At 71.6% G+C, this 24,711-nt stretch carries 30 protein-coding genes and 1 tRNA gene; 8 read left to right on the top strand and 23 right to left on the bottom strand.

Going from position 1 to position 24,711, the window contains the following annotated elements:
* Positions 1–60: 60 nt before the first annotated feature.
* Both ACFVS9_RS04955 and ACFVS9_RS04950 read right to left on the bottom strand, forming a co-directional pair.
* Positions 61–273 carry a hypothetical protein gene (locus ACFVS9_RS04955; protein WP_033304037.1) on the bottom strand — a complete coding sequence of 71 codons (213 nt, stop codon included), beginning with the start codon at positions 271–273 and terminating at the stop codon, positions 61–63.
* A gap of 435 nt (positions 274–708) precedes the next feature.
* Positions 709–990 (bottom strand): acylphosphatase, encoded by a 282-nt coding sequence (locus tag ACFVS9_RS04950; RefSeq protein ID WP_383118575.1) that lies wholly within the window; start codon positions 988–990, stop codon positions 709–711.
* Between the two features lie 155 nt (positions 991–1,145).
* Here ACFVS9_RS04950 and ACFVS9_RS04945 point away from each other — a divergent pair, with 155 nt between their 5' ends.
* Positions 1,146–2,090: a CAP domain-containing protein gene (locus ACFVS9_RS04945; protein WP_389930055.1), complete on the top strand. Its 945-nt coding sequence runs from the start codon at positions 1,146–1,148 to the stop codon at positions 2,088–2,090.
* Positions 2,091–2,158: 68 nt separating this feature from the next.
* On the opposite strand, the gene ACFVS9_RS04940 is transcribed toward ACFVS9_RS04945, so the two are convergent.
* The gene (locus tag ACFVS9_RS04940) at positions 2,159–2,764 is read right to left on the bottom strand and encodes an HAAS signaling domain-containing protein (RefSeq protein WP_389930052.1); all 606 of its coding nucleotides are present in this window, start codon (positions 2,762–2,764) and stop codon (positions 2,159–2,161) included.
* Between the two features lie 53 nt (positions 2,765–2,817).
* The gene (locus ACFVS9_RS04935; RefSeq protein WP_383118411.1) at positions 2,818–3,201 is read right to left on the bottom strand and encodes a PadR family transcriptional regulator; all 384 of its coding nucleotides are present in this window, start codon (positions 3,199–3,201) and stop codon (positions 2,818–2,820) included.
* 110 nt (positions 3,202–3,311) lie between these two features.
* On the opposite strand from ACFVS9_RS04935, the gene ACFVS9_RS04930 reads away from it, so the two are divergent.
* Positions 3,312–3,716: a winged helix-turn-helix transcriptional regulator gene (locus tag ACFVS9_RS04930; RefSeq protein ID WP_383118412.1), complete on the top strand. Its 405-nt coding sequence runs from the start codon at positions 3,312–3,314 to the stop codon at positions 3,714–3,716.
* A 10-nt stretch (positions 3,717–3,726) separates the two neighbouring features.
* Here ACFVS9_RS04930 and mutM read toward each other — a convergent pair whose 3' ends face one another.
* The 9 genes from mutM to ACFVS9_RS04885 form a co-directional block, all read right to left on the bottom strand.
* Positions 3,727–4,584 carry a bifunctional DNA-formamidopyrimidine glycosylase/DNA-(apurinic or apyrimidinic site) lyase gene (gene mutM, locus ACFVS9_RS04925; protein ID WP_383118413.1) on the bottom strand — a complete coding sequence of 286 codons (858 nt, stop codon included), beginning with the start codon at positions 4,582–4,584 and terminating at the stop codon, positions 3,727–3,729.
* A 104-nt stretch (positions 4,585–4,688) separates the two neighbouring features.
* The gene (gene rnc / locus ACFVS9_RS04920) at positions 4,689–5,510 is read right to left on the bottom strand and encodes a ribonuclease III (RefSeq protein WP_383118414.1); all 822 of its coding nucleotides are present in this window, start codon (positions 5,508–5,510) and stop codon (positions 4,689–4,691) included.
* Positions 5,511–5,529: 19 nt separating this feature from the next.
* A complete protein-coding gene (gene rpmF, locus ACFVS9_RS04915; RefSeq protein ID WP_003965982.1) occupies positions 5,530–5,703 on the bottom strand; it encodes a 50S ribosomal protein L32 in 174 nt (57 codons plus the stop codon).
* A 2-nt stretch (positions 5,704–5,705) separates the two neighbouring features.
* A complete protein-coding gene (locus tag ACFVS9_RS04910) occupies positions 5,706–6,371 on the bottom strand; it encodes a YceD family protein (protein ID WP_383118415.1) in 666 nt (221 codons plus the stop codon).
* 138 nt (positions 6,372–6,509) lie between these two features.
* Entirely contained in the window at positions 6,510–7,628 is a 1,119-nt protein-coding gene (locus tag ACFVS9_RS04905; RefSeq protein ID WP_389930047.1) for a cell division initiation protein, read from the bottom strand.
* A 97-nt stretch (positions 7,629–7,725) separates the two neighbouring features.
* On the bottom strand, positions 7,726–8,205 hold the full coding sequence (gene coaD, locus ACFVS9_RS04900; protein ID WP_383118428.1) for a pantetheine-phosphate adenylyltransferase: 480 nt from the start codon (positions 8,203–8,205) through the stop codon (positions 7,726–7,728).
* A gap of 26 nt (positions 8,206–8,231) precedes the next feature.
* Positions 8,232–8,816 (bottom strand): 16S rRNA (guanine(966)-N(2))-methyltransferase RsmD, encoded by a 585-nt coding sequence (gene rsmD, locus ACFVS9_RS04895; RefSeq protein WP_383118417.1) that lies wholly within the window; start codon positions 8,814–8,816, stop codon positions 8,232–8,234.
* An 89-nt stretch (positions 8,817–8,905) separates the two neighbouring features.
* On the bottom strand, positions 8,906–11,128 hold the full coding sequence (gene recG, locus ACFVS9_RS04890; protein ID WP_383118418.1) for an ATP-dependent DNA helicase RecG: 2,223 nt from the start codon (positions 11,126–11,128) through the stop codon (positions 8,906–8,908).
* A gap of 51 nt (positions 11,129–11,179) precedes the next feature.
* Positions 11,180–12,802 (bottom strand): DAK2 domain-containing protein, encoded by a 1,623-nt coding sequence (locus ACFVS9_RS04885; protein ID WP_383118419.1) that lies wholly within the window; start codon positions 12,800–12,802, stop codon positions 11,180–11,182.
* A gap of 258 nt (positions 12,803–13,060) precedes the next feature.
* Here ACFVS9_RS04885 and rpmB point away from each other — a divergent pair, with 258 nt between their 5' ends.
* On the top strand, positions 13,061–13,246 hold the full coding sequence (gene rpmB / locus ACFVS9_RS04880) for a 50S ribosomal protein L28 (protein WP_003965989.1): 186 nt from the start codon (positions 13,061–13,063) through the stop codon (positions 13,244–13,246).
* 95 nt (positions 13,247–13,341) lie between these two features.
* On the opposite strand, the gene thiD is transcribed toward rpmB, so the two are convergent.
* Both thiD and ACFVS9_RS04870 read right to left on the bottom strand, forming a co-directional pair.
* Complete coding sequence (thiD, locus tag ACFVS9_RS04875; protein ID WP_383118420.1) at positions 13,342–14,148, bottom strand: bifunctional hydroxymethylpyrimidine kinase/phosphomethylpyrimidine kinase; 807 nt, start codon at positions 14,146–14,148, stop codon at positions 13,342–13,344.
* Positions 14,149–14,158: 10 nt separating this feature from the next.
* Complete coding sequence (locus tag ACFVS9_RS04870; RefSeq protein WP_383118421.1) at positions 14,159–15,130, bottom strand: thiamine-phosphate kinase; 972 nt, start codon at positions 15,128–15,130, stop codon at positions 14,159–14,161.
* 320 nt (positions 15,131–15,450) lie between these two features.
* On the opposite strand from ACFVS9_RS04870, the gene ACFVS9_RS04865 reads away from it, so the two are divergent.
* Entirely contained in the window at positions 15,451–15,684 is a 234-nt protein-coding gene (locus ACFVS9_RS04865; protein ID WP_383118422.1) for an Lrp/AsnC family transcriptional regulator, read from the top strand.
* 20 nt (positions 15,685–15,704) lie between these two features.
* Positions 15,705–16,193, top strand: a complete 489-nt coding sequence (locus ACFVS9_RS04860) for a DUF3515 domain-containing protein (protein WP_383118423.1) — start codon at positions 15,705–15,707, stop codon at positions 16,191–16,193.
* A 30-nt stretch (positions 16,194–16,223) separates the two neighbouring features.
* Here the strand turns inward: ACFVS9_RS04860 and ACFVS9_RS04855 are convergent, their stop codons facing one another.
* From ACFVS9_RS04855 to ACFVS9_RS04845, 3 genes are read right to left on the bottom strand one after another with little or no spacing between them, the layout of a single operon-like run.
* Entirely contained in the window at positions 16,224–17,408 is a 1,185-nt protein-coding gene (locus ACFVS9_RS04855) for a D-alanine--D-alanine ligase family protein (protein WP_389930040.1), read from the bottom strand.
* 34 nt (positions 17,409–17,442) lie between these two features.
* Positions 17,443–18,453, bottom strand: a complete 1,011-nt coding sequence (locus tag ACFVS9_RS04850) for an NAD(P)H-dependent glycerol-3-phosphate dehydrogenase (RefSeq protein ID WP_383118425.1) — start codon at positions 18,451–18,453, stop codon at positions 17,443–17,445.
* Positions 18,450–19,202 (bottom strand): lysophospholipid acyltransferase family protein, encoded by a 753-nt coding sequence (locus tag ACFVS9_RS04845; RefSeq protein WP_383118426.1) that lies wholly within the window; start codon positions 19,200–19,202, stop codon positions 18,450–18,452. The genes ACFVS9_RS04850 and ACFVS9_RS04845 overlap by 4 nt, the downstream gene beginning before the upstream one ends.
* A gap of 150 nt (positions 19,203–19,352) precedes the next feature.
* On the opposite strand from ACFVS9_RS04845, the gene cofC reads away from it, so the two are divergent.
* Together cofC and ACFVS9_RS04835 are read left to right on the top strand one after the other, a co-directional pair.
* On the top strand, positions 19,353–20,036 hold the full coding sequence (gene cofC / locus ACFVS9_RS04840; protein WP_389930036.1) for a 2-phospho-L-lactate guanylyltransferase: 684 nt from the start codon (positions 19,353–19,355) through the stop codon (positions 20,034–20,036).
* A gap of 10 nt (positions 20,037–20,046) precedes the next feature.
* Positions 20,047–20,250, top strand: coding sequence for a hypothetical protein (locus tag ACFVS9_RS04835; RefSeq protein WP_389930033.1), 204 nt, complete (start codon positions 20,047–20,049; stop codon positions 20,248–20,250).
* Positions 20,251–20,331: 81 nt separating this feature from the next.
* Here the strand turns inward: ACFVS9_RS04835 and ACFVS9_RS04830 are convergent, their stop codons facing one another.
* The 4 genes from ACFVS9_RS04830 to leuC all read right to left on the bottom strand — a co-directional run bounded on the left by ACFVS9_RS04830 (position 20,332) and on the right by leuC (position 23,483).
* Positions 20,332–20,985 carry an HU family DNA-binding protein gene (locus tag ACFVS9_RS04830; protein WP_383118944.1) on the bottom strand — a complete coding sequence of 218 codons (654 nt, stop codon included), beginning with the start codon at positions 20,983–20,985 and terminating at the stop codon, positions 20,332–20,334.
* Positions 20,986–21,127: 142 nt separating this feature from the next.
* The gene (locus tag ACFVS9_RS04825) at positions 21,128–21,355 is read right to left on the bottom strand and encodes a hypothetical protein (protein WP_383118945.1); all 228 of its coding nucleotides are present in this window, start codon (positions 21,353–21,355) and stop codon (positions 21,128–21,130) included.
* 104 nt (positions 21,356–21,459) lie between these two features.
* A complete protein-coding gene (leuD, locus tag ACFVS9_RS04820; RefSeq protein WP_389930030.1) occupies positions 21,460–22,053 on the bottom strand; it encodes a 3-isopropylmalate dehydratase small subunit in 594 nt (197 codons plus the stop codon).
* A 5-nt stretch (positions 22,054–22,058) separates the two neighbouring features.
* Positions 22,059–23,483: a 3-isopropylmalate dehydratase large subunit gene (gene leuC / locus ACFVS9_RS04815; RefSeq protein WP_383118947.1), complete on the bottom strand. Its 1,425-nt coding sequence runs from the start codon at positions 23,481–23,483 to the stop codon at positions 22,059–22,061.
* Between the two features lie 174 nt (positions 23,484–23,657).
* Here leuC and ndgR point away from each other — a divergent pair, with 174 nt between their 5' ends.
* On the top strand, positions 23,658–24,374 hold the full coding sequence (gene ndgR, locus ACFVS9_RS04810) for an IclR family transcriptional regulator NdgR (RefSeq protein WP_033303994.1): 717 nt from the start codon (positions 23,658–23,660) through the stop codon (positions 24,372–24,374).
* 243 nt (positions 24,375–24,617) lie between these two features.
* Here ndgR and ACFVS9_RS04805 read toward each other — a convergent pair.
* Positions 24,618–24,690: transfer RNA gene (locus tag ACFVS9_RS04805), tRNA-Glu, on the bottom strand.
* Positions 24,691–24,711 lie beyond the last annotated feature (21 nt).

The following is a 24,711-nucleotide window of genomic DNA, read 5'->3' as shown; positions in this document are numbered from 1 at the left end:
TCGGTGGTTGTTCCCGAGCGGCTGGCTGCGGCCCTGCCGGCCCCGGCAGGGCCAGGGGGGTCAGGTCAGCGCGGGCTCCGCCTGGGGTACGTCGATGTCGATGCTGTCGAGCAGCGACTCTTGGTGCTGGGCGGCGGCGTTGAGCGCGTCGTTCTCGTCCTGGATCCGTACGAGCTCGGATTCCAGGTCCTGGACACGCTTCTGAAGCCGTCGCATCTCGGCGAGGAGTCGCGGGTCGGAACCGCCGACGTAACCGAGAAGCGCCTTTGCCATGATGGATGGTCCTCCACACTGAGTGACCGACCGATGCGGTGTGGGTCGTGAGGGAATCGCACCCGCGGTGCTCGGCAGTGTGCTGTATTCACTGCTGTTCTGCTGTCACCAGCTCTGCCGAACAGCTGAGGTGCGCGGGGGTTTCAGCGTCTCACCAAAAAGTTTGACGGTCAACACGATCACACGCCAGGGGGCCGGGTGTCCCGGCGGCGCGCGGCTTGTCGATCATGCGGCGCTGCTCTGCTGCGGGTCCCGAAGGGTGTGGAGATCTTCGTCAATGCCGCAGCCTGGCACGAGGTGCGCTTCTTGGCAACCATGTCGGGGTGCCGGCTGCTTTCGCAGGTCATTTCGGGTGCGAGCCCCTCGCACCGCTTCCCCGTGACCGCCGGACGTACCCGTTCGCCCCTCGGGCGCGGCCCCTTTTCCGGGCCGGTATCAGCGGATGGCGAATCCCTCATATCCGCCGCGGGGCGTGTCCCAGATCTCAGTGACACCGTCCACGCGGCCGGGTGTGTCGTCGGAGCCGAGCCAGTCGAGCAGACGGTGGCAATTCTCACGCGGCCCCTCGGCGACCACCTGGACCCGTCCGTCGTCGAGATTGAGCGCGAAGCCGGTGAGCTTTCCGATCTCCAGAGCATTTTCCCTGGTGAACCAGCGGAACCCTACTTGCTGTACTCGGCCGCGTACCCATACGACGAGTCGTGCGTCTTCGTTCATGCCCGAACGCTAACCGGCCGATTGTCCGAGGAGCACGCCGCCCCGAACAGCCATGGCGTAAGGTCCCCTCGCAATAGCGTCACCCGAACAGGTGAGCTTGATCTTGAATACGGCGACGTCGCCAGGACGTCCGGAGCACGAGGAAGGCACCGCGCATGGGACGGCATCGACGCGCAGGCGCGGCCCCCGCCGCTGAGCAGCACACGGCGAACGCGGACGAAGGACACCGGAGCGCGCACCGCAGGAAGCGGGCGGGCCTGCCCGTGCGCGCCGGGCTCCTCGGCGTGTCCGCGGCCGTGGCCGTCGGGGCGGTCGCCGTCGCCTCCGGCCTGCTGCCCGGCGGGGACACCTTCAGCGTCAGCGGCGGCGGGTCCGCCGACCAGGTCCGCGCGGGCGGCGCCCCCGACCTGCTGACCCAGGGCGAGTCGTCCGACGAGCCGACCGGCGCCGCGTCCGCCTCCGCGCCGGCCGGGGCCGACCGCGGGAGCGGCCGTTCCGCGGCACCTTCGACGTCCCCCTCGGCGACCCCGGGCGCGAAGTCCTCCGCCGAGCCGTCCGCCACCGCCTCGAAGCCGGCGACGAGGTCCCCCGCCGTGACGAAGGCGCCCGCCGCCACGCCGGAGAAGAGCGCACCGGCCGGACCGACGGCCAAGGCACCGGCCGCTCCGAAGTCCTCGTCGGCCGCGCCGAGCACCAAGGCTCCCGCCCCGGCGAGCCCGGCACCGGCCTCCGCCCAGGCCACCGTGCTCAGCCTGGTCAACCAGGAGCGCGCGAAGGTCGGCTGCAGCCCGGTCACCGTCAGCGCCTCGCTGACCGCGCTCGCCCAGGACTTCAGCGAGGACATGGCCGCCCGTGACTTCTTCGGCCACACCGACCCCGACGGGGCGACCCCCTGGGACCGCGCCGCCGCAGCGGGCGTGCAGGGCCTGGGCGGCGAGAACATAGCCCGGGGCCAGGCCGACGCGCAGGCCGTGATGGATGCCTGGATGGACAGCGAGGGCCACCGCGCGAACATCCTCAACTGCGACTACAAGACCCTCGGCGTGGGCGTCCACCTCGGCTCCGGCGGCCCCTGGTGGACGCAGGACTTCGGCTTCTGACCCTTCCGTTACGGCCGAGCCCGCCCCGGGACACCCGGGGCGGGCTCGGCCGTAACGGCGCAGGGGCCTCAGGGGCGCTTGGTGCGCCAGAGCCACACGCAGCCCGACACGTTCAGGGCGAGTGCCACACAGATGAGCACCCAGCGCCACACTTCCCGGCCGTCCACGCCCTCCGGGACGCCGAGGTTCCAGACCAGGCGCAGGACGACGGGCAGGAAGAGGGCCAGCGCGAGCCCGGTCCACTTCTGGCCGGTGGTCCAGTGCCGTGAGCGCCACACGATCACGACCGCGGTGATCTGCACCGCTTCGAGCAGGAGGAGCAGCACCGGCGAGATGCCCGAGAGCGTGAACATGCCGGCGATCCCGTTGGTGAGCAGGAAGGCGATGGGCAGCCAGGCCGGGGACCTCGGGCGGCGGGGCCGACCGGGCTCGGGGGCCGGGGTGGAACCGGCCGGGGCCGTCCCGAATTCCTGGAGCGCGGTCGCCGCGATCGTGCGGGGGTCGCCCGTCTCCCGGAGGATCGCGTGGACGTCGCCGGGCCGCTCGGCGAGGGCGGCCTCGATGTGTTCGCGGAGGTCGGCGAGGAGTTCCTGGCGGGCCCCGGGGTGCAGTGCCGTGCTCTCACGCCCGACGGCGTCGAGGTAGTCCGCGACCAGGGCGGTGTCGGTCTTCATGCGTGCGTCCTTCGGTTGTGGCGCCATGGGTGGTCACTCGGTCGGCGGGCGGCTCAGCCGCCGGGCTCCCCCGCGGGGCTGCCGGCCGCGTCGAGGATGTGGTCGACACCGTCACGGAAGCCGGGCCAGAGGGCGGCGAACTCCGCGAGTGCCGCGTGCCCCGCGTCGGTCAGTTCGTAGTACCGCCGGGGCGGGCCGGACAGGGACTCCTGCCAGGTGGTGGCGACGAGGTCGTCCCGTCGCAACCGGGAGAGCAGCGGGTAGACCGTGCCCTGGCTGGCCGTCAGCGCGCCGGTCCGCGACAGCGCGTTCAGCAGCTCGACGCCGTACGTCGGGCCGTCCCGCATCAGCGCGAGGATGCAGTACTCCAGCACTCCCTTGCGGAGCTGGCTCTCGATGTTGCCCGCTCCGTGGCGACGCGCCTTGCCAGGTTCCATGCAATGCAATGTACCAGGCGAACCCGCCTAGCTGTGAGCCGGGACGGCAGGGGACACGGCGGTGCGACGCTCACCGGGAGTGAGCGCTGCACGGGCGTAAGCTGGCGCTCATGGCTGAGACGGTGACGGACCCGGTGCGCGACGGCGGTGAGTCGCCGTTCGACGTCTTCTCACGGCAGTGCCCCTCACGCGGGACGCTGGAGCACGTCACGGGCCGCTGGGGCGGCCTCACCCTGGGCGCCCTGTACGAGAGCGGCGCCCGCTTCAACGAGCTGCGCCGCCGGGTGGACGGCGTCAGCGAGAAGATGCTCTCCCAGACCCTGCACGCCCTGGAGCGCGACGGCCTGGTGCACCGGGAGGCCCGGCTGACCAATCCACCGCGCGTCGACTACGCGCTGACACCGCTGGGCCGCCAGGTAGCGGGGCGGCTCATGGAGCTCATCCAGCTCGTCGAGGGACGGATGCCCGAGGTCGTCGAGGCCCGGAAGCGGTACGACGCGGCGCGCGAAGCCTGAGGCGCGACCGTCAGGAGACCCGCGGCGGACGCTGGCAGCGCGGGCAGAAGTAGCTGGAGCGGTTCATCCACGGCCGCCTCCGCATCGGCGTTCCGCAGCGGCGGCAGGGCTCGTCCTCGCGTCCGTACGCGTCCAGCGACCGGTCGAAGTAACCCGACTCGCCGTTCACGTTGACGTACAGGCTGTCGAAGCTGGTGCCACCCTGGTCGAGGGCCTCACGCATGACGCCCCGGACATGGCCGAGCAGCTCAGCCGTCCTCGGGGCGGTCAGGGTCGCGGTCGGCCGCTCGTAGTGCAGCCGGCTGCGCCAGAGCGCCTCGTCGGCGTAGATGTTGCCGACGCCGCTGATGAGGGACTGGTCCAGCAGGGCGCGCTTGACCGTCGTACGGCGCAGACGCAGCGCCCGGTGGAACGCCGTGTCGTCGAAAGCCGGGTCCAGCGGGTCGCGCGCGATGTGCGCGATGACGTCGGGCAGACCGTCGGGGGTGTTGTCGTGCAGCGACAGACCGCCGAAGGTGCGCTGGTCTACGAAGCGCAGCTCGGTGCCGAGCGCGTCGTCGAAACGGACGCGGACGCGCAGGTGCTTCTCGTCGGCGGCGTCCTCGGGCTGTACGAGCAGCTGGCCGCTCATGCCCAGGTGTCCCAGGAGTGAGGAGCCGGCCTCGTCGAGGGGGACCCAGAGGTACTTCCCCCGGCGCATCGCCGTGCCGAAGCGCAGACCGCGCAGCCGGGCGGCGAAGTCCTCGCCGCCCGCGAGGTGCCGGCGGACCGCGCGCGGATGCAGGACCTCCACGTCCTGGACCGTGCGCCCGGCGGTCCAGCGCTCCAGGCCCCGGCGCACGACTTCGACCTCGGGCAGTTCGGGCACGGCGGGCACTCCTCGGGAACACGGCGGGGTACGGGGCTTCGCCCCGGTGGCAGGAGAGCGGAAACCCCCCGGTGCGCCGAGGCACCGGGGGGTTTCCGGATGGTTCAGGCCGGAGCCGCGTCCGAGTGCGACGGGCCGGCAGGGGCGTCGGCGACCCCTCCGTCGACGGCGGCCTTGGCCGCCGTCTCCCGTGCCTCCGCGGCGGCGCTGATCTCACGCCAGGCGGACTCGGCCGCCTGCTGCTCCGCTTCCTTCTTGCTACGGCCGGTGCCGGTGCCGTACGAGACACCACCGACGCGAGCGGCAGCAGTAAAGGTCTTCTCGTGATCGGGGCCGGTCTCCGTGACGAGGTACTCGGGGACTCCGAGGCTCTCGCTCGCGGTGAGCTCCTGGAGACTGGTCTTCCAGTCCAGGCCGGCTCCGAGGTTGGAGGACCTGTCGATCAGCGGGTCGAAGAGCCGGTGGACCAGCTCCGAGGCCGCGCCGAGGCCCTGGTCGAGATAGACGGCGCCGATCACCGCTTCAAGGGTGTCGGCGAGGATGGAAGCCTTGTCCCGGCCACCCGTACCCTCTTCACCGCGGCCGAGCCGGATGAAGGAGCCGAGTTCGAGGCCGCGGCCCACTTCCGCAAGCGCACGCGAGTTGACCACCGCGGCCCGCAACTTGGCCAGCTGGCCTTCGGGCAGGTCGGGGTGGGTGCGGTACAGCGTGTCCGTGACCACCAGGCCGAGCACCGAATCCCCGAGGAATTCGAGCCGCTCGTTGGTGGGCAGACCGCCGTTCTCGTACGCGTACGAACGGTGGGTCAGCGCACGCACCAGAAGGGCGGACTCGAGGTGGTACCCGAGCCGCCCTTCCAGAAGCGTGTGGGACGAGGCTGTGTTGATGTTGTCTGTCTGCTTCTTGGAGCTGGACAACTCAGACATCGGGCCTCTCACCAGCCGCTCAGACCTCGAGGACCTGGCGCTTGTTGTAGGTGCCGCAGCTCGGGCACGCAATGTGCTGGAGCTTCGGCTCCTGGCAACGCTCGCACGAAACCAGGGTGGGGACCGCAGCCTTCCACTGCGACCGGCGGTGGCGCGTGTTGCTGCGCGACATCTTCCGCTTCGGAACAGCCACGGCTACTTCTCCTGCTTCTCGTCGACGCCGGGTGCGGCGCCGCCCATGTTGTCCTTCTCGCCGTCCTGAACGGTGTCGGCGAGTCCTTGCAGTGCCGCCCAACGCATGTCGACGGCATCGTGGTGGTGGTCAGGATTCTCGTCCAGCCTGATTCCGCATTCGGAACACAGACCGGCGCAGGTCTCCTTGCACACCGGCTGCAGCGGCAGTGCGAGCACCACCGCGTCACGCAGCACAGGCTCGAGGTCGATGGCATCGTCCTCGAGAAAGAACCTGTCCTCGTCGTCCTCGGCGTCGTCGACCGGGTCCGCGGTCCTGCTGCGGTTCCGGTCATCGGCGTCAGGGTACGAGAACATCTCCTGGAAGTCCGCTTCGACCTCGAGGGCCAGCGGCTCCAGACACCTTACGCACTCCCCCTCGGCCGTCGCACGGGCGGTGCCTGTGACGAGCACCCCTTCCATGACCGACTCGAGGCGGAGGTCCAGCGCCAGGGGCGCGTTCTCCGGTACGCCGATGACCCCGTCGATACCGAGGTCCTTCGGCGCTTCCGCGGTGCGGGTCAGCCGCTTCATGGCACCAGGACGCCGGCCCAGCTCACGCGTATCGAACACGAGAGGGCTGCGGTGGTCGAGATGGCCGTTCAGGGCTTTTCCTGCTTTCGGGATCATGTGCGTGGTGCGGCTTCGGGAGGGCTGCCTCCGTCCTCGGGGGAAAGAGGGCAGCCGGGATCGCGGACATACACGCGACCGAAGAGCCAGGATACTGGACGTACCGCCCAGCTCCCAATCCGGTACGGCCCGCTCCGCTCAGCGGCCCTGTTCGTACCGGCGCAGCTGCTCCAGGTCGATCATGCTGGTGTCGAAGAGGCTGGTCTCGTCGAGGGCGCTCCCGCCCTGCTGCGCGGGGACCTGGCCCTGCTGCTGCCAGCCGTACTGCTGCTGGTCCTGCTGCTGGTTCGGGTCGTAGGCCTGCTGCTGGTAGGCGTACGGATCGGGCTGCTGCTGCTGGTAGCCGTAGCCGTCCTGGACCTGCTGCTGGTCCTGGTAGCCGTACGTCTGCGCGTACGTGGGCTCGGCCTGGGCCGGGTAGCCGGGCTGCGCGGGGTCCTGGTAGCCGGCCACCGGCGTGTAGTCCGGCTGCGCCGGCTCGGTGTAGGCGTGCTGCTGGGGGCTCTGCCGGGGCTCCGGGGTGGCGAGCTCGGCCAGGCCGGCCCAGTGGTCCTCGTCGCTGGTGTGCTGCCGGCCGCCCGCGGCGTCCTGGGCGGCCATGTGCGCGCCGAGGTCGTCGGTGGCGACCCGTCCGTGCAGCTTCTGGCGGCCCCGGCCTACGGCCTCCAGGGTCTTGGCGAGCACGGCCTCGAAGGCGCCGAACTTGGCGTCCACGTAGTCGTCCGCGCGGCGGCGCAGGGTCTCCGGGTCGGCGCTGCGCTCGGGCGCCTCGGCGAAGTCGGGGTCCTCGTAGCCCCGCTCGTCGACGCCCTCGCCGCGGCCGAGGAGCTTCTCGCGGCCCCGGTCGACGGAGCCGATCGTCTTGGTGAGCACGACCTCGAAGTTGGCCAGCTTGCTGTCGACGTACTCGTCGGCCTCGCTGCGGACCTCGTCGGCCTCCCTGCGGGCCTCGGACAGGATCCGGTCCGCCTCGGCCTGGGACCGCTGGGCGACCTCGGTGCCGGAGATCAGGGAGCCGCGCTCCGCCCGGGCCGACTCGATGATCCGCTCCGCCTCCTGGCGGGCCTGCTCGACCATCTGCTCACGGCCGCCGATGAGCTCCTCGGCGTGGGCGAGCGAGCCGGGCAGGGCCTCGCGCACCTCCTCGAGCATCGCGAGCAGTTCCGCCCGGTTGACCACGCAGGACGCCGACATGGGCATGGAGCGGGCGTTCCCGACCGTTTCGACGATCTCGTCGAGCTTCTTCTGCACGTCCACCGTGTGCTCGCCACTCTCTGCTGCTGTTGGAGACGGACGGGACGACTGTAAGGCCAGTCGCCTCCCGTCCGACACCTGGTGACGGACGGTCAGCGCCTCACTTCCGGCGGATACGGTCCACCAGCGCCTCGTGGACGGCCGGCGGCAGCAGGTGCGCCACGTCGCCGCCCCAGGTGGCGACCTCCTTGACCAGGGAGGAGGAGAGGAAGCTGTAGGTCGGGTTCGTCGGCACGAAGAGTGTCTCGACCCCCGAGAGGCCGTTGTTCATCTGTGCCATCTGCAGCTCGTAGTCGAAGTCGCTGACGGCCCGCAGGCCCTTCACGATCGCCGGGATGTCGCGCTGCTTGCAGAAGTCGACCAGCAGGCCGTGGAAGGACTCGACCTCCACGTTGCCGAAGTCCGCGGTCACCTCGCGGATCATGGCGATCCGCTCCTCCACGGTGAACAGGCCCTTCTTGGACTGGTTGATCATCACGGCGACGTGCACGACGTCGTACAGCTTCGAGGCTCGTCCGATGATGTCGAGATGTCCGTTGGTGATGGGGTCGAACGACCCCGGACAGACGGCGCGGCGCAACGTGATTCCCTCGCTCTCCGGTGCGGTCATCGTGCGTCTTCGCACGTAGAGGCGGCGCGACCGTACCAAAACGTGGCCTCGCCGTAGCGACGGGACCGCTGCGGCTCGAAGCCGTCGGGCCAGCCGAATTCCCCGCCTCTGGTGCTGCGTTCCACCGTGACGAGAGCGTCGTCCGTCAGCCACCCCTGAGCACGGAGTGTGAGCAGGATCTCCCGGAGGCCGTCGTCGGTGACCGCGTACGGCGGATCGAGGAAGACCACGTCGTACGGGTCGGAGGGCGCCGGACCCGTCACGATCTGTTCCGCTCTGCCCGCGCGGAACTCGGCGCCGGGCAGGCCGATGACGCGGATGTTCTCGCGGACGGTCCGGGCGGCGCCGGCGTCGGCCTCCACGAGCAGCGCGTGGGCCGCGCCGCGCGAGAGCGCCTCCAGGCCCACCGCGCCGGAGCCGGCGTAGAGATCGGCGACGCGGATGCCGTCGAGCGTGCCCAGGAGCGCTTCCCAGGTGGAGAACAGTCCTTCGCGCGCGCGGTCGGAGGTGGGACGGGTGCCGGTGCCGGGCGGGACGGCCAGCCGGCGTCCGCCGGCCGAGCCGGCGATCACGCGGGTCATGGGTTTCTGTTCCTCGGGTCGCGGGCGGCACACCGGACGGAACGTGTGCCGTGCTCCCCACGATATGGCGTCACCGGGAATCCGCCCGGTCACCCCTTGTCGAGGTACTCCTCCCGGTCCTTGTCGAGGAGGGCGTCCAGCGCGGTGCGCAGCTCCGGCAGCCGGTCGAGCCCCGGGTCGTCCGCGACGACGCGGACGGCCTCCTCCCGGGCCGCGGCGATGACCTCCTCGTCGTCGATGACGCTGAGCACCCGCAGGGAGGAGCGGACTCCGGACTGGGCCTGGCCGAGGACGTCGCCCTCACGGCGCTGTTCGAGGTCGATGCGGGAGAGCTCGAAGCCGTCCAGGGTCGCGGCGACCGCGGAGAGCCTGGCCCGGGCGGGGCTCGCCTCGTGGGCCTCGCTGACCAGCAGGCAGAGGCCGGGCGCGCTGCCGCGCCCGACGCGGCCCCGGAGCTGGTGCAGCTGGGACACCCCGAAGCGGTCCGCGTCCATGATCACCATCGCGGTGGCGTTGGGAACGTTCACGCCGACCTCGATGACGGTGGTGGCGACCAGGACGTCGGCCTGGCCGGCGGCGAACCGGCGCATGACGTCGTCCTTGTCGTCGGGGGCCATCCTGCCGTGCAGGATCTCGACGCGCAGACCGGCGAGGGGGCCCTCGGCGAGCTGTGCGGCGATGTCCAGCACGGCGAGCGGCGGCCGCTTCTCCGCGTCCTCCGCGGGGGCCTGCTTCCCCTTCTTCCCCGCCGTCTCCTCGGCGTCGTCACCGATGCGCGGGCACACGACGTAGGCCTGGTGGCCGTTCTCCACCTCCTCGCGGACGCGTTCCCAGGCGCGGCTGAGGAAGTGGGGCTTGTCCTTGGCGGGGACGACATGGCTGGCGATCGGCGAGCGGCCGGCCGGGAGCTGGTCGAGCACGGAGGTCTCCAGGTCGCCGAAGACCGTCATCGCGACCGTACGGGGGATGGGGGTGGCCGTCATGACCAGCAGGTGGGGCGGCTGCTTCCCCTTGGAACGCAGCGCGTCCCGCTGCTCCACGCCGAAGCGGTGCTGCTCGTCGACGACGACCAGGCCGAGGTCGTGGAACCGGACCTTGTCCTCGATCAGCGCGTGGGTGCCGATGACGATCCCGGCCTCGCCCGTGACGAGGTCGAGCAGCGCCTGCCTGCGGGCCGCCGTGCCCATCGACCCGGTGAGCAGGACCACCTTCGTGCCGAGGTCGGAGCCGCCGAGCATGCCGCCCTCGGCGAGCCCGCCCATCATCTCGGTGACCGACCGGTGGTGCTGCTGGGCCAGCACCTCGGTGGGCGCGAGCATCGCCGCCTGGCCGCCCGCGTCGACGACCCTGAGCATGGCCCGCAGCGCCACCAGGGTCTTGCCGGAGCCGACCTCGCCCTGGAGCAGCCGGTGCATGGGGTGTTCCGTGGCCAGGGCGCCGAAGATCTCCTCGGTGACCTTCCGCTGGCCCTCGGTGAGCGTGAAGGGCAGAGTGGCGTCGAAGGCGTCGAGCAGGCCGTCGGTGACGGACCGGCGGGCCACGGCCGGGAGTTGGGTGTCGGCGTACCGGCGGCGGGCGAGCGCGACCTGGAGGACGAAGGCCTCGTCCCAGCGCAGGCGGTCCCGCGCGGCCGCGATGTCCGCCTTGGTGCCGGGGCGGTGGATCCGGAGCAGCGCCTCGGGCAGGGAGATGAATCCGCGTCCTTCGCGCAGCGCCGGGGGCAGCGGGTCCACGGCCTCCGGGGCGCTGGGCAGGACCGTGTCGACGGCCTTGGCGATCCGCCAGGAGTCGAGCTGTTTGCACGCCGGGTAGATCGGCAGCAGCTGCCCCGCGAAGGCGTCGACGGCCTCGGTGACTCCGGCCGGGTCGTCCGCCTCGTCGCCGGAGCGCGCGTCCAGGAGCTGGTAGGTGGGGTGGGCGAGCTGCATCTTCCTGTTGAAGACGGAGACCTTGCCGGCGAACATGGCGCGGCGGCCGGGCAGGAGCTCCTTGTGGGGCTTGTGGACGCCGTGTCCGAAGAAGACGAGCTGGAGCCTGCCGCTGCCGTCGGTGAGGGTGACCTCCAGGCGCTTGCCGCGGCCGTTGTTGAACATCATGATCCGCGCGTCGGCGACCTGGGCGACGACCGTCACGTGCTCGTCCAGCGGGAGCTCGGCGAGCGAGGTGAGGCGTCCCCGCTCCTCGTAGCGCCGCGGGTAGTGGTGCAGCAGATCCCCGACCGTGTGCAGGTCGAGGTGTTCGGCCATCACCTTCGCGGTGGCTCCGCCGAGCAGCTTCTTGAGGGGTTCATCGAAAGCGGACACGCGGTCCATTGCACACCACGCCACTGACAGATGCCGCCGGACGCGGCGCCGTGCCGGGTGTCACTCGACGCCGATGAGCAGGGGTGCCGCCTGGTGGCCGCCCCGGTAGACGACCGTGTCGACGGCGAGGTAGCCCTCGCGGACGTGCTCGCCCAGCTCGTCGGCCAGGGCGTCGGGCACGTCCTCGCCCAGGACCAGGGTGACCAGTTCGCCGCCCGCCGAGAGCATCCGGTCCAGGACCGTGCGGGCCGTGCCGGGGACGTCGTCGCCGATGACCGCGACGTCGCCGTCGATCAGGCCGAGGATGTCACCGGCCTGGCAGATGCCCGCCATGGTCCACGACTGCCGTTCGGCGACCGCGAGTTCGGCGTACCGGGTGGCTCCGGCCGCCGACGTCATGGCGACGACGTCCTCGTCGAAGCTGCGGCCGGGTTCGTGGACGGCGAGGGCCGCGATGCCCTGGACCGCGGCCCTGGTGGGGACCAGGGCGACGCGGATGCCCTCGGCGCGGGCCTGCTCGGCGGCCGCGGCGGCGGTGTGGCGCAGCTGGGCGTCGTTGGGCAGCAGGACCACCTCGCGGGCGTGGGCCCGGCGGATGGCGTCGACCAGCTCGCCGCTGGCGGGGGGCTCGCCGGGGCGCGCCAGCACGGTCGTCGCGCCCGCCTCGGCGCACAGGCCGGAGAGCCCGTCGCCGGGGACCACCACGACGACCGCGCGCTGGGCGGGTTCCCGGTGGGCCGCGCCCCGGTCGGCGGCGAAGTGCGTGATCCGGATCCGGTAGGGCCGGCCGGCCTCGACCCCGGCCTCGACGGCCGCCCCGGCGTCGTCGACGTGGACGTGGACGTTCCAGAGGCCGTCGCCGCCGACCACGACGAGCGAGTCCCCCAGGGTGTCCAGCCGGTCGCGCAGCCGGGCGACCGCGTCGTCCGGGGCCTCCAGCAGGTAGATGACCTCGAAGGCCGGGCCGCCGTCCGGGCCGGCCTCCGCGCAGTCCCCGGTCAGGGGCAGGACGTCGGGGGCCGGCCGGACGGCGCGCTCCCGCGCCCGGCCGCCGACGGCCTCCAGCAGCGCGCCGAGCACGGTGACCAGGCCCTGGCCGCCCGCGTCCACGACACCGGCGCGGCCGAGGACGGCGAGCTGGCCGGGGGTCGCGGCCAGGGCGGTGCGTGCCCCCTCGTACGCCGCCCCCGCCACCTCCCTGAGGCCCGCGGCCGGGTCCGCGACCGCCGCCGCCCGGGCGGCGGCGGTGGCGACGGTGAGGACGGTGCCCTCGACGGGGTGGGCGACGGCCAGCCGTGCCGCGGCGGCGGCCTCGGCCAGCGCGGTCCTGAGGTGACCCGCGTCACCCGACTCGGACAGCACCGAGGCCATGCCGCGCAGCAGCTGGGCGAGGATGGTCCCGGAGTTCCCCCGGGCGCCGATCAGCGCCCCGTGCGCCATGGCCCGTACGGCGTCGGCGGGGCCGGGCACGGTGGATCCGGTCTCGTGGGCGGCGAAGACCGCTTCGACGGCCGCGGCGGCCGACTCGACCGTGAGGTACAGGTTGGTTCCGGTGTCCCCGTCGGCGACCGGATAGACGTTGATGGCGTCGATCGCCGCGCGTTCCCGGCCGAGGGCCTCCAGGGCCAGTGAGCACCAGGTGCGCACCGCGACGGCGTCGAGATCGTCGGGGGACTGCGGCACCGTTGGTCCTCCTTGGGGCGGCCGTGGGGGGCTGGCTGCACCGCAGGGTAGTCCTCGTGCCCCGGCCGTGGCGGGCGCAGGTGCGGGGACGGAGTGCACGGGGAGCCGTGGTAGTTTCGTATCTCCGACGCAGCCGTTGTATGCTGCTTCGGTTGCCCGACGAAAGTCGGGCCATTCCTCCGGTACCGCCACTTCAGTAAAATGATTCCGGCGCGCCGGAATTCACTGTAAGTGCATCTGAAGTCTTTGGAGTGACCCGTGGCTGCCAACTGCGACGTTTGCGGCAAGGGGCCGAGCTTCGGCAACAGCATTTCGCACTCGCACCGCCGTACGTCCCGTCGCTGGAATCCCAACATCCAGCGCGTGCGTGCCGTGGTCGGTCGGACGCCGAAGCGGCTCAACGTCTGCACCTCGTGCATCAAGGCCGGCAAGGTCGCGCGCTGACGTCCCCGTCGTAGCGCAGCCTTCCGGTTGCCCAAAAAGCCGGTCCACCTCGGTGGACCGGCTTTTTGCTGTGCCGGGGCCGGTGCGCCCGCCGGTCACGGGCGGTTCCCCAGCCAGCCGTGACCGACGGGGCCGATGCCCGCTCCCAGCGCGAAGCCGGCCCGGATCGCGCCGGTGACGTACTCCTTCGCGCCCCGCACGGCCGTCGGGACGTCCTGGCCGCGGGCGAGCCCGCAGGCGATGGCGGAGGCGAGGGTGCAGCCCGTGCCGTGGGTGTGCCGGTTGCCGTGCCTCGGTGCGCGCAGCCAGTGCTCCTCGCTCCCGTCCGTCAGCAGGTCCACGGCCTCACCGGGCAGATGGCCGCCCTTGATCACCACCCAGCGCGGCCCGTACGCGAGGATCTCCGCGGCGGCCCGGCGCATCCCCGGCTCGTCGGTGACGGTGAGGCCGGTGAGCTGGGTCACCTCGTCGAGGTTCGGGGTGGCGACCGTGGCGACGGGCAGCAGTCGTGTGCGTACGGAGTCGAGCGCTTCGGCGGCCAGCAGCGCGTCCCCGTGCTTGGAGACCCCGACGGGGTCGACGACGACGGGAACGCCGGTCCCGGCGAGGAGTCCGGCGACGGTGTCGACGAGGGCGGCCGAGGAGAGCATGCCGGTCTTCACGGCCTGGACGCCGATGTCGTCGACGACGCTGCGGTACTGGGCGCGCACGGCGTCCGCCGGGAGCTCCCAGGCTCCCTGCACGCCCAGCGAGTTCTGGGCGGTGACGGCGGTCAGCACGCTCATTCCGTGGGTGCCGAGGGCCAGCATCGTCTTCAGGTCGGCCTGGATGCCCGCACCGCCGCCGGAGTCGGATCCGGCGACGGTGAGGACACGGGGCGGTGTCGGGGCGGGTGCGGTCATGCCCCGGAATCTACTGGGCGTCCTCGATGGTTCCGAAATGGTCCCAGCCGCCCTTGCTCGTCCAGGGCGCCCCGTCGACCGTGACCTGGGGCAGGGCCGACGGCTTGAGGACCTCCCCGATGACCTTCCAGCGCGCGGGGAGCTTCACGTCCGGCGGGAACGTCGCCACGATCGCGTGGTCCTCTCCCCCGGTGAGCACCCACTGCAACGGGTCGACGCCGACGGCCTGCCCGATGTCGGACATCTGCGAGGGGATGTCGATGAGCCCGGAGCGCAGGTCGATGCGGACCGTGCTGGCCTCGGCGATGTGCCCGAGGTCGGCGACGAGTCCGTCGCTGACGTCGGTCATCGCGGTGGCGCCCAGCCCGGCCGCGGCGGGGCCCGCGTGGTAGGGCGGTTCGGGGCGCCGGTGGGCCTCGACGAAGGCGCGGGGTGAGCGGAAGCCCCGGGAGAGCACGGCGAATCCGGCAGCGGACCAGCCCAGCCATCCGGTGACGGCCACGACGTCGCCGGGGCGGGCGCCGGAGCGGGTGACGGGTTCGTGGTTGCGCAGGTCGCCCAGCGCGGTGATCGCGACGGTGATGGTGTCGCCGCCGACGACGTCACCGCCGACCACGGCCGCCCCGGCGACCTGGCATTCGTCGCGCAGTCCGTCCATCAGCTCGCCGGCCCAGGTGACCGGCAGGTCGGCCGGGACGACGAGGCCGAGCAGCAGCGCGGTGGGCACGGCGCCCATGGCCGCGATGTCGGCGAGGTTCTGCGCGGCGGCCTTGCGGCCGACGTCGTACGCCGTCGACCAGTCGCGGCGGAAGTGCCGCCCTTCCAGCAGGACGTCCGTACTGGCCACGACCCTGCGGTCGGGAGCGGCCACGACCGCGGCGTCGTCGCCGGGTCCCAGCCGTACCGCCGGAGTGGTGGTGAGCCGGGACGTGAGCTCTCTGATGAGCCCGAACTCCCCCAACTCGCCCACGGTTCCCTTCACCGAGTGTCACCTCTCATCTATCGCACCGGACGCCTGTCCGGGCTGCTTCGGGGGCCGGAGGTCCGGACCGCGGGCCAGGAGCCCACGGGAGCCGGCGGCCCCTGGACATGCAGGCATCACCGTCCCCCTTCCGCACCGGCGGGCTTGCGGTCGCGAGCCCCGACCGCTGTCGGTAGCGTCAGGGGATACGTCAACTTCTGTGGTGCGCGCGCCACGCTCGGGGCCTCGACAGGCCCGCAGGTCTCCCCGCGGCCCGGGGCGACGCGATAACGTGGCGTCCCTTTCCCCCACATGATCCTCGTGGCCGCCCTGGAGGTTCCGTGGTACAGGCGTACATCCTCATCCAGACCGAGGTGGGCAAGGCGTCGACCGTCGCCGAGACCATCGCAAAGCTTCCGGGAGTGATTCAGGCAGAGGACGTCACAGGTCCCTACGACGTGGTCGTGCGCGCGCAGGCCGACACGGTCGACTCGCTCGGCCGCATGGTGGTCGCCAAGATCCAGCAGGTGGACGGCATCACGCGAACCCTCACCTGCCCGGTCGTCCACCTCTGACCCCTGTCTACGCTGGTCCGGTGACCCACACCCGCCGCCGGTCCCCCCGGTCCCGTGTCCTCGCCCCGTCCGCCGCCCTGCTCGTGCTGGCCGCGGCGGGCTGCTCCTCCGCCGGTGACCGGCCCTCGGTGACGGTCCCCACGCCGTCGTCGGAGGCCGCCGGGTACTGCGGGAAGCTGAGCGGGGAGCTGCCGGGGACCGTCGACGGCCTGGGACGGAACGACCCCTCACCGGACTCGGACCTGACCGCCGGCTGGGGGGACGGGGCGATCGTACTGCGCTGCGGCGTCCCCCGGCCCGCGAGGATGGACGACTCCCAGGCCAAGGCGGTCACCGCGGACGGCGTCAACTGGCTGCTGGAGCAGCGTGATGACGCCGGCCCGCGGTTCACCACCACCTACCGCAAGGCGTACGTGGAGGTGACGCTCGGGACCGAGTACGCGCATGACATCACCCCGTTGTCCGCGTTCGCCGGGCCCGTGGAGAGGACGGTCCCCGACAGTCTGTGAGGGCCGTCCCGCGCGGGACGGCCCCCGGGGTCAGCGCAGGCCCGTGGAGCGGTTCAGCGCGGACGTGATCAGCCGGTCCACCAGCTCCGGGTACTCCACACCGCTCGCCTGCCACATGCGGGGGAACATGGAGATCGGGGTGAAGCCGGGCATGGTGTTGATCTCGTTGATGACGAACGTGCCGTCGTCGGTGAGGAAGAAGTCGGCGCGCACCAGGCCCTCGCAGGAGGCCGCCTCGAACGCCTCGACGGCGAGCCGCCGCACCTCCGCGGTCAGCTCCTCGGTGAGGGGCGCGGGGACCAGACCGGCGGCCGAGTCGATGTACTTGGCCTCGAAGTCGTAGAAGTCGTGCGCGGTGACGGGCGGGATCTCGGCGGGCACGCTGGCGCGCGGCCCGTCCTCGAACTCCAGCACGCCGCACTCGATCTCCCGGCCGCTCAGCAGGGACTCCACGAGGAACTTGGGGTCGTGCCGGCGGGCCTCGTCGATCGCCTCGTCGAGCCCGGCGGCGTCGTCGACCTTGGTGATGCCCATGGAGGAGCCGCCGCGGGCGGGCTTCACGAAGAGCGGCCAGCCGTGCTCGGCGGCGAACTCCATGACGCGCTTGCGTGCCGCGGGGCGGTCGGACTCCCATTCCCGGGGCCGCACGACCTCGTAGGGGCCGACCGGCAGCCCGAAGGAGGTGAACACCCGCTTCATGTACTCCTTGTCCTGGCCCACGGCCGAGGACAGGACACCGGCGCCGACGTAGGGGACGCCGGAGAGCTCCAGGAGCCCCTGGAGCGTGCCGTCCTCGCCGTAGGGGCCGTGCAGCACGGGGAAGACGACGTCGACCTCGCCCAGCACCGTGGGCACCGCACCGGGTTCACCGACGACGACGTCGCGGTTGCCCGGGTCGACGGAGAGCGTCACGGCCCCCGGGGCGGACCCGGCCAGCTGGTCCACGTCGGGCACCCGCCGGTCCGTGATGGCCATGCGGGCCGGATCGTCGGCCGCGAGGACCCAACGGCCGTCCCTGGTGATGCCGATCGGCAGGACGTCGTACTTCGTCCGGTCGATGGCGCTCATGATGGCACCGGCCGTGACGACGGAGATGCCGTGTTCGGAGCTCCGGCCGCCGAACACGACGGCCACGCGCGGCTTGCGGCCCGGCTCGGAGCTCTGCTCGGAGCTCAGGGTGCCCTCAGGGCTCTGGGGGAGGTTCTGGCTGCTCATATCGCGACGAGCGTACCTGCTGGTAAGGCTCGAGTCAGCGTCGCTCGGGCTTGGCGCTGCGCGACATCAGCTCCTTGAGCGCGACGACCGGCGGCTTGCCCTCGTGGACGATGCCGACGACCGTCTCGGTGATCGGCATGTCGACACCGTGCCTGCGCGCCAGATCGAGCACGGATTCGCAGGACTTGACGCCCTCGGCGGTCTGGCTCGTGACGGCGACGGTCTCCTGGAGCGTCATCCCGCGCCCGAGGTTGGTCCCGAAGGTGTGGTTGCGCGAGAGCGGCGAGGAGCAGGTCGCCACCAGGTCACCGAGCCCGGCCAGTCCGGAGAAGGTGAGCGGGTCGGCGCCCATGGCCAGTCCCAGCCGGGTGGTCTCGGCGAGGCCGCGGGTGATGAGGGAGCCCTTGGCGTTGTCGCCGAGGCCCATGCCGTCGGCGATGCCCACGGCGAGGCCGATGACGTTCTTCACGGCGCCGCCGAGCTCGCAGCCGACCACGTCGGTGTTGGTGTACGGCCGGAAGTACGGGGTGTGGCAGGCGGCCTGGAGGCGGCGGGCGACGTCCTCGTCCGGGCAGGCGACGACGGCCGCGGCGGGGCGGCGTTCGGCGATCTCCTTGGCGAGGTTGGGGCCGGTGATGACGGCGATCCGGTCCGGGGAGACCCCCGTGACGTCGTGGATGACCTCGCTCATCCGCTTGGCGGTGCCGAGTTCGACGCCCTTCATCAGGGAGACGAGCACCGTGCCGGGCTCCAGGTGCGGGGCCCAGTCGGCGAGGTTGGCGCGCAGGGTCTGCGAGGGGACGACGAGGACCGCGAAGTCGGCGCCGCGCAGCGCCTCGGCGGGGTCGGTCGTGGCGCGGACCGAGGCGGGGAGCTCGACGCCGGGCAGGTAGTCCGGGTTGGTCCGGGTCGTGTTGACGGCCTCGGCGACCTCGGCGCGACGGCCCCAGAGGGTGACCTCGCAGCCGGCGTCGGCGAGGACCACGGCGAACGCCGTACCCCATGAGCCGGTGCCGAAGACGGCCGCCTTTACGGGGTGCGTCACGTGGTTCCCTTTCCCTCTGCCTTGCGCCGCTGTTCAGCACGGGCCTTGCGGTGATCGTAGAGCTCGGCGGGGGCCTTCTCGCCGCGTACGTCCTCCAGCTGGGCGGTGACCGCGGCCATGATGGTCTCGGTCGCCCGGCGCAGGACGTCGGGGGTCGGTTCGAGGCCGTAGTAACGGGAGAGGTCGACCGGCGGTCCCGCCTGCACCCGCAGGGTCTTGCGGGGGAACAGCCGGAGCTTGTTCTCCTTGGCGTAGGGCGGCATCGCGAGGTTGGCGCCCCACTGGGCGACGGGGATGACCGGGGCCTTGGTCATCAGCGCGACCCGGGCCGCACCGGTCTTGCCGGCCATCGGCCACATGTCGGGGTCGCGGGTGAGCGTGCCCTCCGGGTAGAAGGCGACGCACTCGCCCCGCTCGATGGCGTCCACGGCGGCGCGGAAGGCGTCGAGGGCGTTGGTCGTCTCGCGGTAGACGGGGATCTGCCCGGTGCCGCGCAGGATCGTTCCGACGAACGGCGTCCTGAACAGTCCGGCCTTGGCGAGGAGCCTCGGCACGCGTCCGGTGTTGTACTGGAAATGCCCGTAGGACAGCGGGTCCAGGTACGAGTTGTGATTGACCGCGGTGATGAATCCCCCGTCGGCCGGAATGTGTTCCATCCCCCGCCAGTCCCGCTTGAACAGAACCACCAGGGGCGGTTTCGCGATGACCGCTGCCAGGCGGTACCAGAAGCCGATTCTGCGGCGGGACACTCGGATGCCTTCCTCTAGGACCTGAGCTGCTGCGGGGCTCGCGGCGGTGCTGTCCTGCCCCGGCCCCCTGCTGTGTGGAGAACACCGTACGCCTCACCCGTGGGGGCGGACCTCCGGGTTGTCGTACCGGCGGGCGAGAATAATGGGCTGATGCGTACGGAGGGGGAGATCGCCACGAACACCGACCCGACCGGCCCCTGGTCCCTGGTCGTCCCGCTGAAACCTCTCGCACGGGCCAAGAGCAGGCTCGGGCGGGCGGTGGGCGGGGATCTGCGCCCGCGCCTGGCCCTGGCGTTCGCGCAGGACACCGTGTCGGCCGCCCTGGCCTGCCGGGGGGTGGCGGATGTGGTGGTCGTCACGGACGACCCGGTGGCCGGAGCGGCGCTGGCCGCGCTCGGCGCCCGTGTCGTGGCCGACACCCCGGCGGCCGGGCTGAACGCGGCGCTGGCGCACGGCGCGCGGTCGGTGCGGGCCCGCGACGGGGGCGCGGCGGTGGCCGCCCTCAACGCGGACCTCCCCGCGCTGCGTCCGGACGAATTGGCGCGGGTGCTCGAATTCTGCGCCGCATTTCCCCGCGCATTTGTCGCCGATGCCCAGGGAATCGGGACCACATTTCTTTCCGCGGCGCCCGGGGCGGAATTGCGGCCGGCCTTCGGCGGGGCGTCGCGGGCGCGGCACCTGGCGTCCGGGGCGGTCGAGGCCGCCCTGCCGGGCCTCGACTCGGTCCGCAGGGACGTGGACACGGGCGGCGACCTGGCGGCGGCGCTGGCCCTGGGGGTGGGGCGCTTCACCGCCGGGATCGCCGCCCCGGCGGCGCCCGCCGTGGACCGATAGGCTTCGGCCCATGCAGGCGACCTCGTTCACGTACGACTCCGAGACCCGCTCCGGGAGCGTGCTCCTCGACGACGGCACCCCGGTGGACTTCGACGCGCCCGCCTTCGACGCGGGAGGGCTGCGGCTGCTGCGTCCGGGGCAGCGGGTGCGGATCGAGACCGAGGGCGAGGGAACGTCGCTGCGGATCACCCTGGTGACGTTGCAGACCCTCTGAAGGGCCCCTGAACAGCCCGCGGGCCGGGCTCCCCGAGGGGAGCCCGGCCCGGCGCGTATGAGGAACGAGCGGTGCCCGGTCTCACTTCTTGCGTGCGGTGACCTTCTTGGCTGTGGTCTTGCGTGCCGTGGTCTTCTTCGCGGGCGCCTTCTTCGCCGTGGTCTTCTTGGCGGGCGCCGTCTTGGCCGCGACGGTCTTCTTCGTGGCCGTCGCCTTCTTCGCCGGGGCCGCCTTCTTCGCCGCCGCCGTGGTCTTCTTCGCCGCCGCGGTGGTCTTCTTCGCGGTGGTCTTCTTGGCCGCGGTCGTCTTCTTCGCGGCGGCCGCCGTGGTCTTGCGCGCGGTGGCCTTCTTGGCGGTGGCCTTCTTCGCGGCCGCCTTCGCCGTCGTACGGGTGGAAGATCCGCCCGAGAGGCTGCCCTTGGGGGCCTTCTTCACGGCCACGTCGTTCTTGGGGAGCTTCTTGGAACCGCTCACCAGGTCCTTGAAGCCCTGTCCCGCGCGGAAACGGGGCACGGAGGTCTTCTTGACCCGCACGCGCTCGCCCGTCTGCGGGTTGCGGGCGTACCGGGCGGGGCGGTCGACCTTCTCGAACGAGCCGAAGCCGGTGACCGAGACACGGTCCCCCGCGACGACCGCGCGGACGATCGCGTCGAGTACCACGTCGACGGCGTCCGCGGCCTGCTGACGGCCGCCGACCTTGTCGGCAATCGCTTCTACGAGCTGCGCCTTGTTCACGTCTTCCCCTTCGGAGACATTGCCGGAACGAAACTGTTCAGGCTTTTTCGCACGTTAGGCAGATATATACCGCAAATCAAACACGAAACGGGCTAATCACCCTAGTGCCGCAACGAAGTCGACCGCTGCGCTGTCCGCAGAGTCAGTCACCTTCGGGGAATCGGCCCTCATCGAGGTCCTTCATCAACCGGTCCAGACGCCTTGCCGCGCCTGGGAGATCGTGCTTAGCCGCGGCCGTGACGGCCAGCAGCTTCCGGGACAGCGCCATCCTTACGCCCTCCGGGACTTGCAGTGAGCGCACCTTTGCGTGCGCTTCTTTCAATCGGTCGGCGACTTGGCCATAGAGCTCGAGTTGGCTGTCGCGTTCCATGCACCGATTGTGCCATCTGGGGCGAGTTGTCGCCCGAGGGGGTCTCAACAAGCGACTGCGCCCCCTGCCTTCCGGCAGGGGGCGCAGTCGGGGAAAAGCGCTGCTCAGGCGTCAATCGTGCGCGGCTTGTGGGACGGCCTGGCCGCCTCGTAAGTCGCAATGTCCGCTTCGTTCTGAAGAGTGAGGCTGATGTCGTCCAGGCCGTTCAGCAGCCGCCAGCGGGCGTTCTCGTCGAGCTCGAAGTCGGCCGTGATCCCCTCGGCGAGGACCTGGCGCTTCTCCAGGTCGACGGTCACCTCGGCCGTCGGGTCGGCCTCGGTCAGCTCCCAGAGCCTGTCGACGACCTGCTGGTCGAGGACGACGGTCAACAGACCGTTCTTGAGGGAGTTGCCACGGAAGATGTCGGCGAAGCGGGAGGAGATGACGGTCTTGAAGCCGAAGTTCTGCAGGGCCCAGACCGCGTGCTCACGCGAGGAGCCCGTACCGAAGTCGGGACCGGCCACCAGGACGGAGGCGCCCTGGCGCTCGGGGCGGTTGAGGACGAAGTCCCCGTCCTTGCGCCAGGCCTCGAAGAGCCCGTCCTCGAAGCCGTCGCGGGTGACCTTCTTCAGCCAGTGGGCGGGGATGATCTGGTCGGTGTCGACGTTGCTGCGCCGCAGCGGGACGACCCGGCCGGTGTGTGCGGTGAATGCTTCCATGGCTCTCAGACTCCGGCGGGCGTGCGGACGTCGGACAGATCGGCGGGCGAGGCCAGATGGCCCAGCACGGCGGTGGCGGCGGCGACCTGCGGGGAGACCAGGTGGGTACGGCCGCCCTTGCCCTGCCGGCCCTCGAAGTTCCGGTTCGAGGTGGAGGCGGAGCGCTCGCCGGGGGCCAGCTGGTCGGGGTTCATGCCCAGGCACATCGAGCAGCCCGCGTGCCGCCATTCGGCGCCGGCGGCGGTGAAGACCTTGTCCAGGCCCTCCTCGACGGCCTGGAGGGCGACCCGTACGGAGCCCGGGACGACCAGCATCCGTACGCCGTCGGCGACTTTGCGGCCCTCCAGGACCGAGGCCGCGTTGCGCAGGTCCTCGATACGCCCATTGGTGCAGGAACCCACGAAGACGGTGTCCACGCCGATCTCGCGCAGCGGCTGCCCGGCGGTCAACCCCATGTACTCCAGGGCCTTTTCGGCGGCGTACCGCTCCGAGGCGTCCTCGTACGAGGCGGGGTCGGGGACGCTGGCCGACAGGGGTGCCCCCTGGCCCGGGTTGGTGCCCCAGGTGACGAACGGCGCGAGTGCGGCGCCGTCGATGACGACCTCGGCGTCGAAGACGGCGTCGTCGTCGGTGCGGAGCGTCTTCCAGTACTCCACCGCGGCGTCCCAGTCCTCGCCCCGGGGGGCGTGGTCGCGGCCCCGCAGGTAGGCGAAGGTGGTCTCGTCGGGCGCGATCATGCCCGCGCGGGCGCCGGCCTCGATCGACATGTTGCAGATGGTCATCCGGGCTTCCATCGAGAGCTTCTCGATGGCGGGTCCGCGGTATTCGAGGATGTAGCCCTGGCCGCCGCCGGTACCGATCCGGGCGATGATCGCCAGGATGAGGTCCTTGGCGGTGACGCTGTCGGGGAGTTCGCCCTCGACGGTGATCGCCATGGTCCTGGGGCGGGCCAGCGGCAGCGTCTGGGTGGCCAGGACGTGCTCGACCTGGCTGGTGCCGATGCCGAAGGCCAGCGCGCCGAACGCACCGTGGGTGGAGGTGTGCGAGTCGCCGCAGACGACCGTGGTCCCCGGCTGGGTCAGGCCGAGCTGCGGGCCGACCACGTGCACGACGCCCTGCTCGACGTCGCCCAGCGGGTGCAGCCGGACACCGAACTCGGCGCAGTTCTTGCGCAGGGTCTCCAGCTGGGCGCGGGAGACCGGGTCGGCGATCGGCTTGTCGATGTCGAGGGTCGGGGTGTTGTGGTCCTCGGTCGCGATGGTGAGGTCGAGACGCCGCACCGGCCGGCCGGCCTGGCGCAGTCCGTCGAAGGCCTGCGGGCTGGTCACCTCGTGCAGCAGGTGCAGATCGATGAAGAGGAGGTCGGGCTCGCCATCGGCGCGCCGGACGACGTGGTCGTCCCAGACCTTCTCCGCGAGTGTCCTACCCATCGCTTTCCCTCCGGCCGGCGTCTTCGCCGGCCCAACTAGAGATTCGGGTACCGCCGCCCTGACCCCCCGAGCGGGGCGGTGGCTGCGGGCCGTCGTACGGCCGCACGTACAGGTTCGCAACTTCCGGCGAAAATTGAACTTGCGTTTCACAGAGTGAGACGCGAGTATCGTCGTATGGACAACTCTAGTGGCGTCGGCGTTCTCGACAAGGCAGCTCTGGTATTGAGCGCCCTGGAGTCCGGTCCGGCCACCCTCGCCGGGCTGGTCGCGGCGACAGGGCTCGCACGGCCCACGGCACACCGACTGGCCGTGGCACTCGAACACCACCGCATGGTGGCGAGGGACATGCAGGGCCGCTTCATCCTCGGCCCCCGGCTCGCGGAGCTCGCCGCCGCGGCGGGCGAGGACCGCCTCCTGGCGACGGCCGGACCGGTACTCACACATCTGCGCGACATCACCGGCGAGAGCGCGCAGCTCTACCGCCGGCAGGGCGACATGCGCATCTGCGTGGCGGCGGCGGAGCGCCTGTCCGGACTGCGGGACACCGTGCCGGTCGGCTCCACGCTCACGATGAAGGCCGGTTCCTCCGCGCAGATCCTGATGGCCTGGGAGGAGCCGGAGCGCCTGCACCGGGGCCTGCAAGGGGCCCGTTTCACGGCGACGGCCCTCTCCGGTGTGCGCCGGCGGGGCTGGGCCCAGTCCATCGGCGAGCGCGAGCCGGGTGTGGCCTCGGTCTCGGCCCCGGTCCGCGGGCCGTCGAACCGGGTGGTCGCCGCGGTGTCGGTCTCCGGACCGATCGAGCGCCTCACCCGCCACCCGGGCCGGATGCACGCCCAGGCCATCATCGACTCGGCCGCACGGCTGAGCGAGGCCCTGCGCCGCACGGGCTGAGCCCACCGCCGTCACGGGGCCGCCCCGCCCCACGCCTCCCCCGAGGCCGCCCCAGCGCCGTGGCGGCCCCCTTCTCCGGGTGCCCCCTCCCCGGAACCCTCCTCCGCGTAAAGCCTGTTGGCCCCGAACCGGCCCAACAGGCCCGTCCCGTACGGGAGATCGCCCGGGGCCGGTCAACCCCCCCGGGATACACGGAGAAAGGCCCTCCACCGAGGTGAAGGGCCTTTCCGTACTGCTGTGTTGTACCCCCGACCGGATTCGAACCGGCGCTACTGCCGTGAGAGGGCAGCGTGCTAGGCCGCTACACAACGGGGGCTTGTTACTTCGGTCTTGCGCT

The sequence above is a fragment of the Streptomyces sp. NPDC058008 genome (assembly GCF_042886395.1).
Taxonomy (GTDB): domain Bacteria; phylum Actinomycetota; class Actinomycetes; order Streptomycetales; family Streptomycetaceae; genus Streptomyces.
This window is presented reverse-complemented; position numbering and strand designations above follow the sequence as displayed.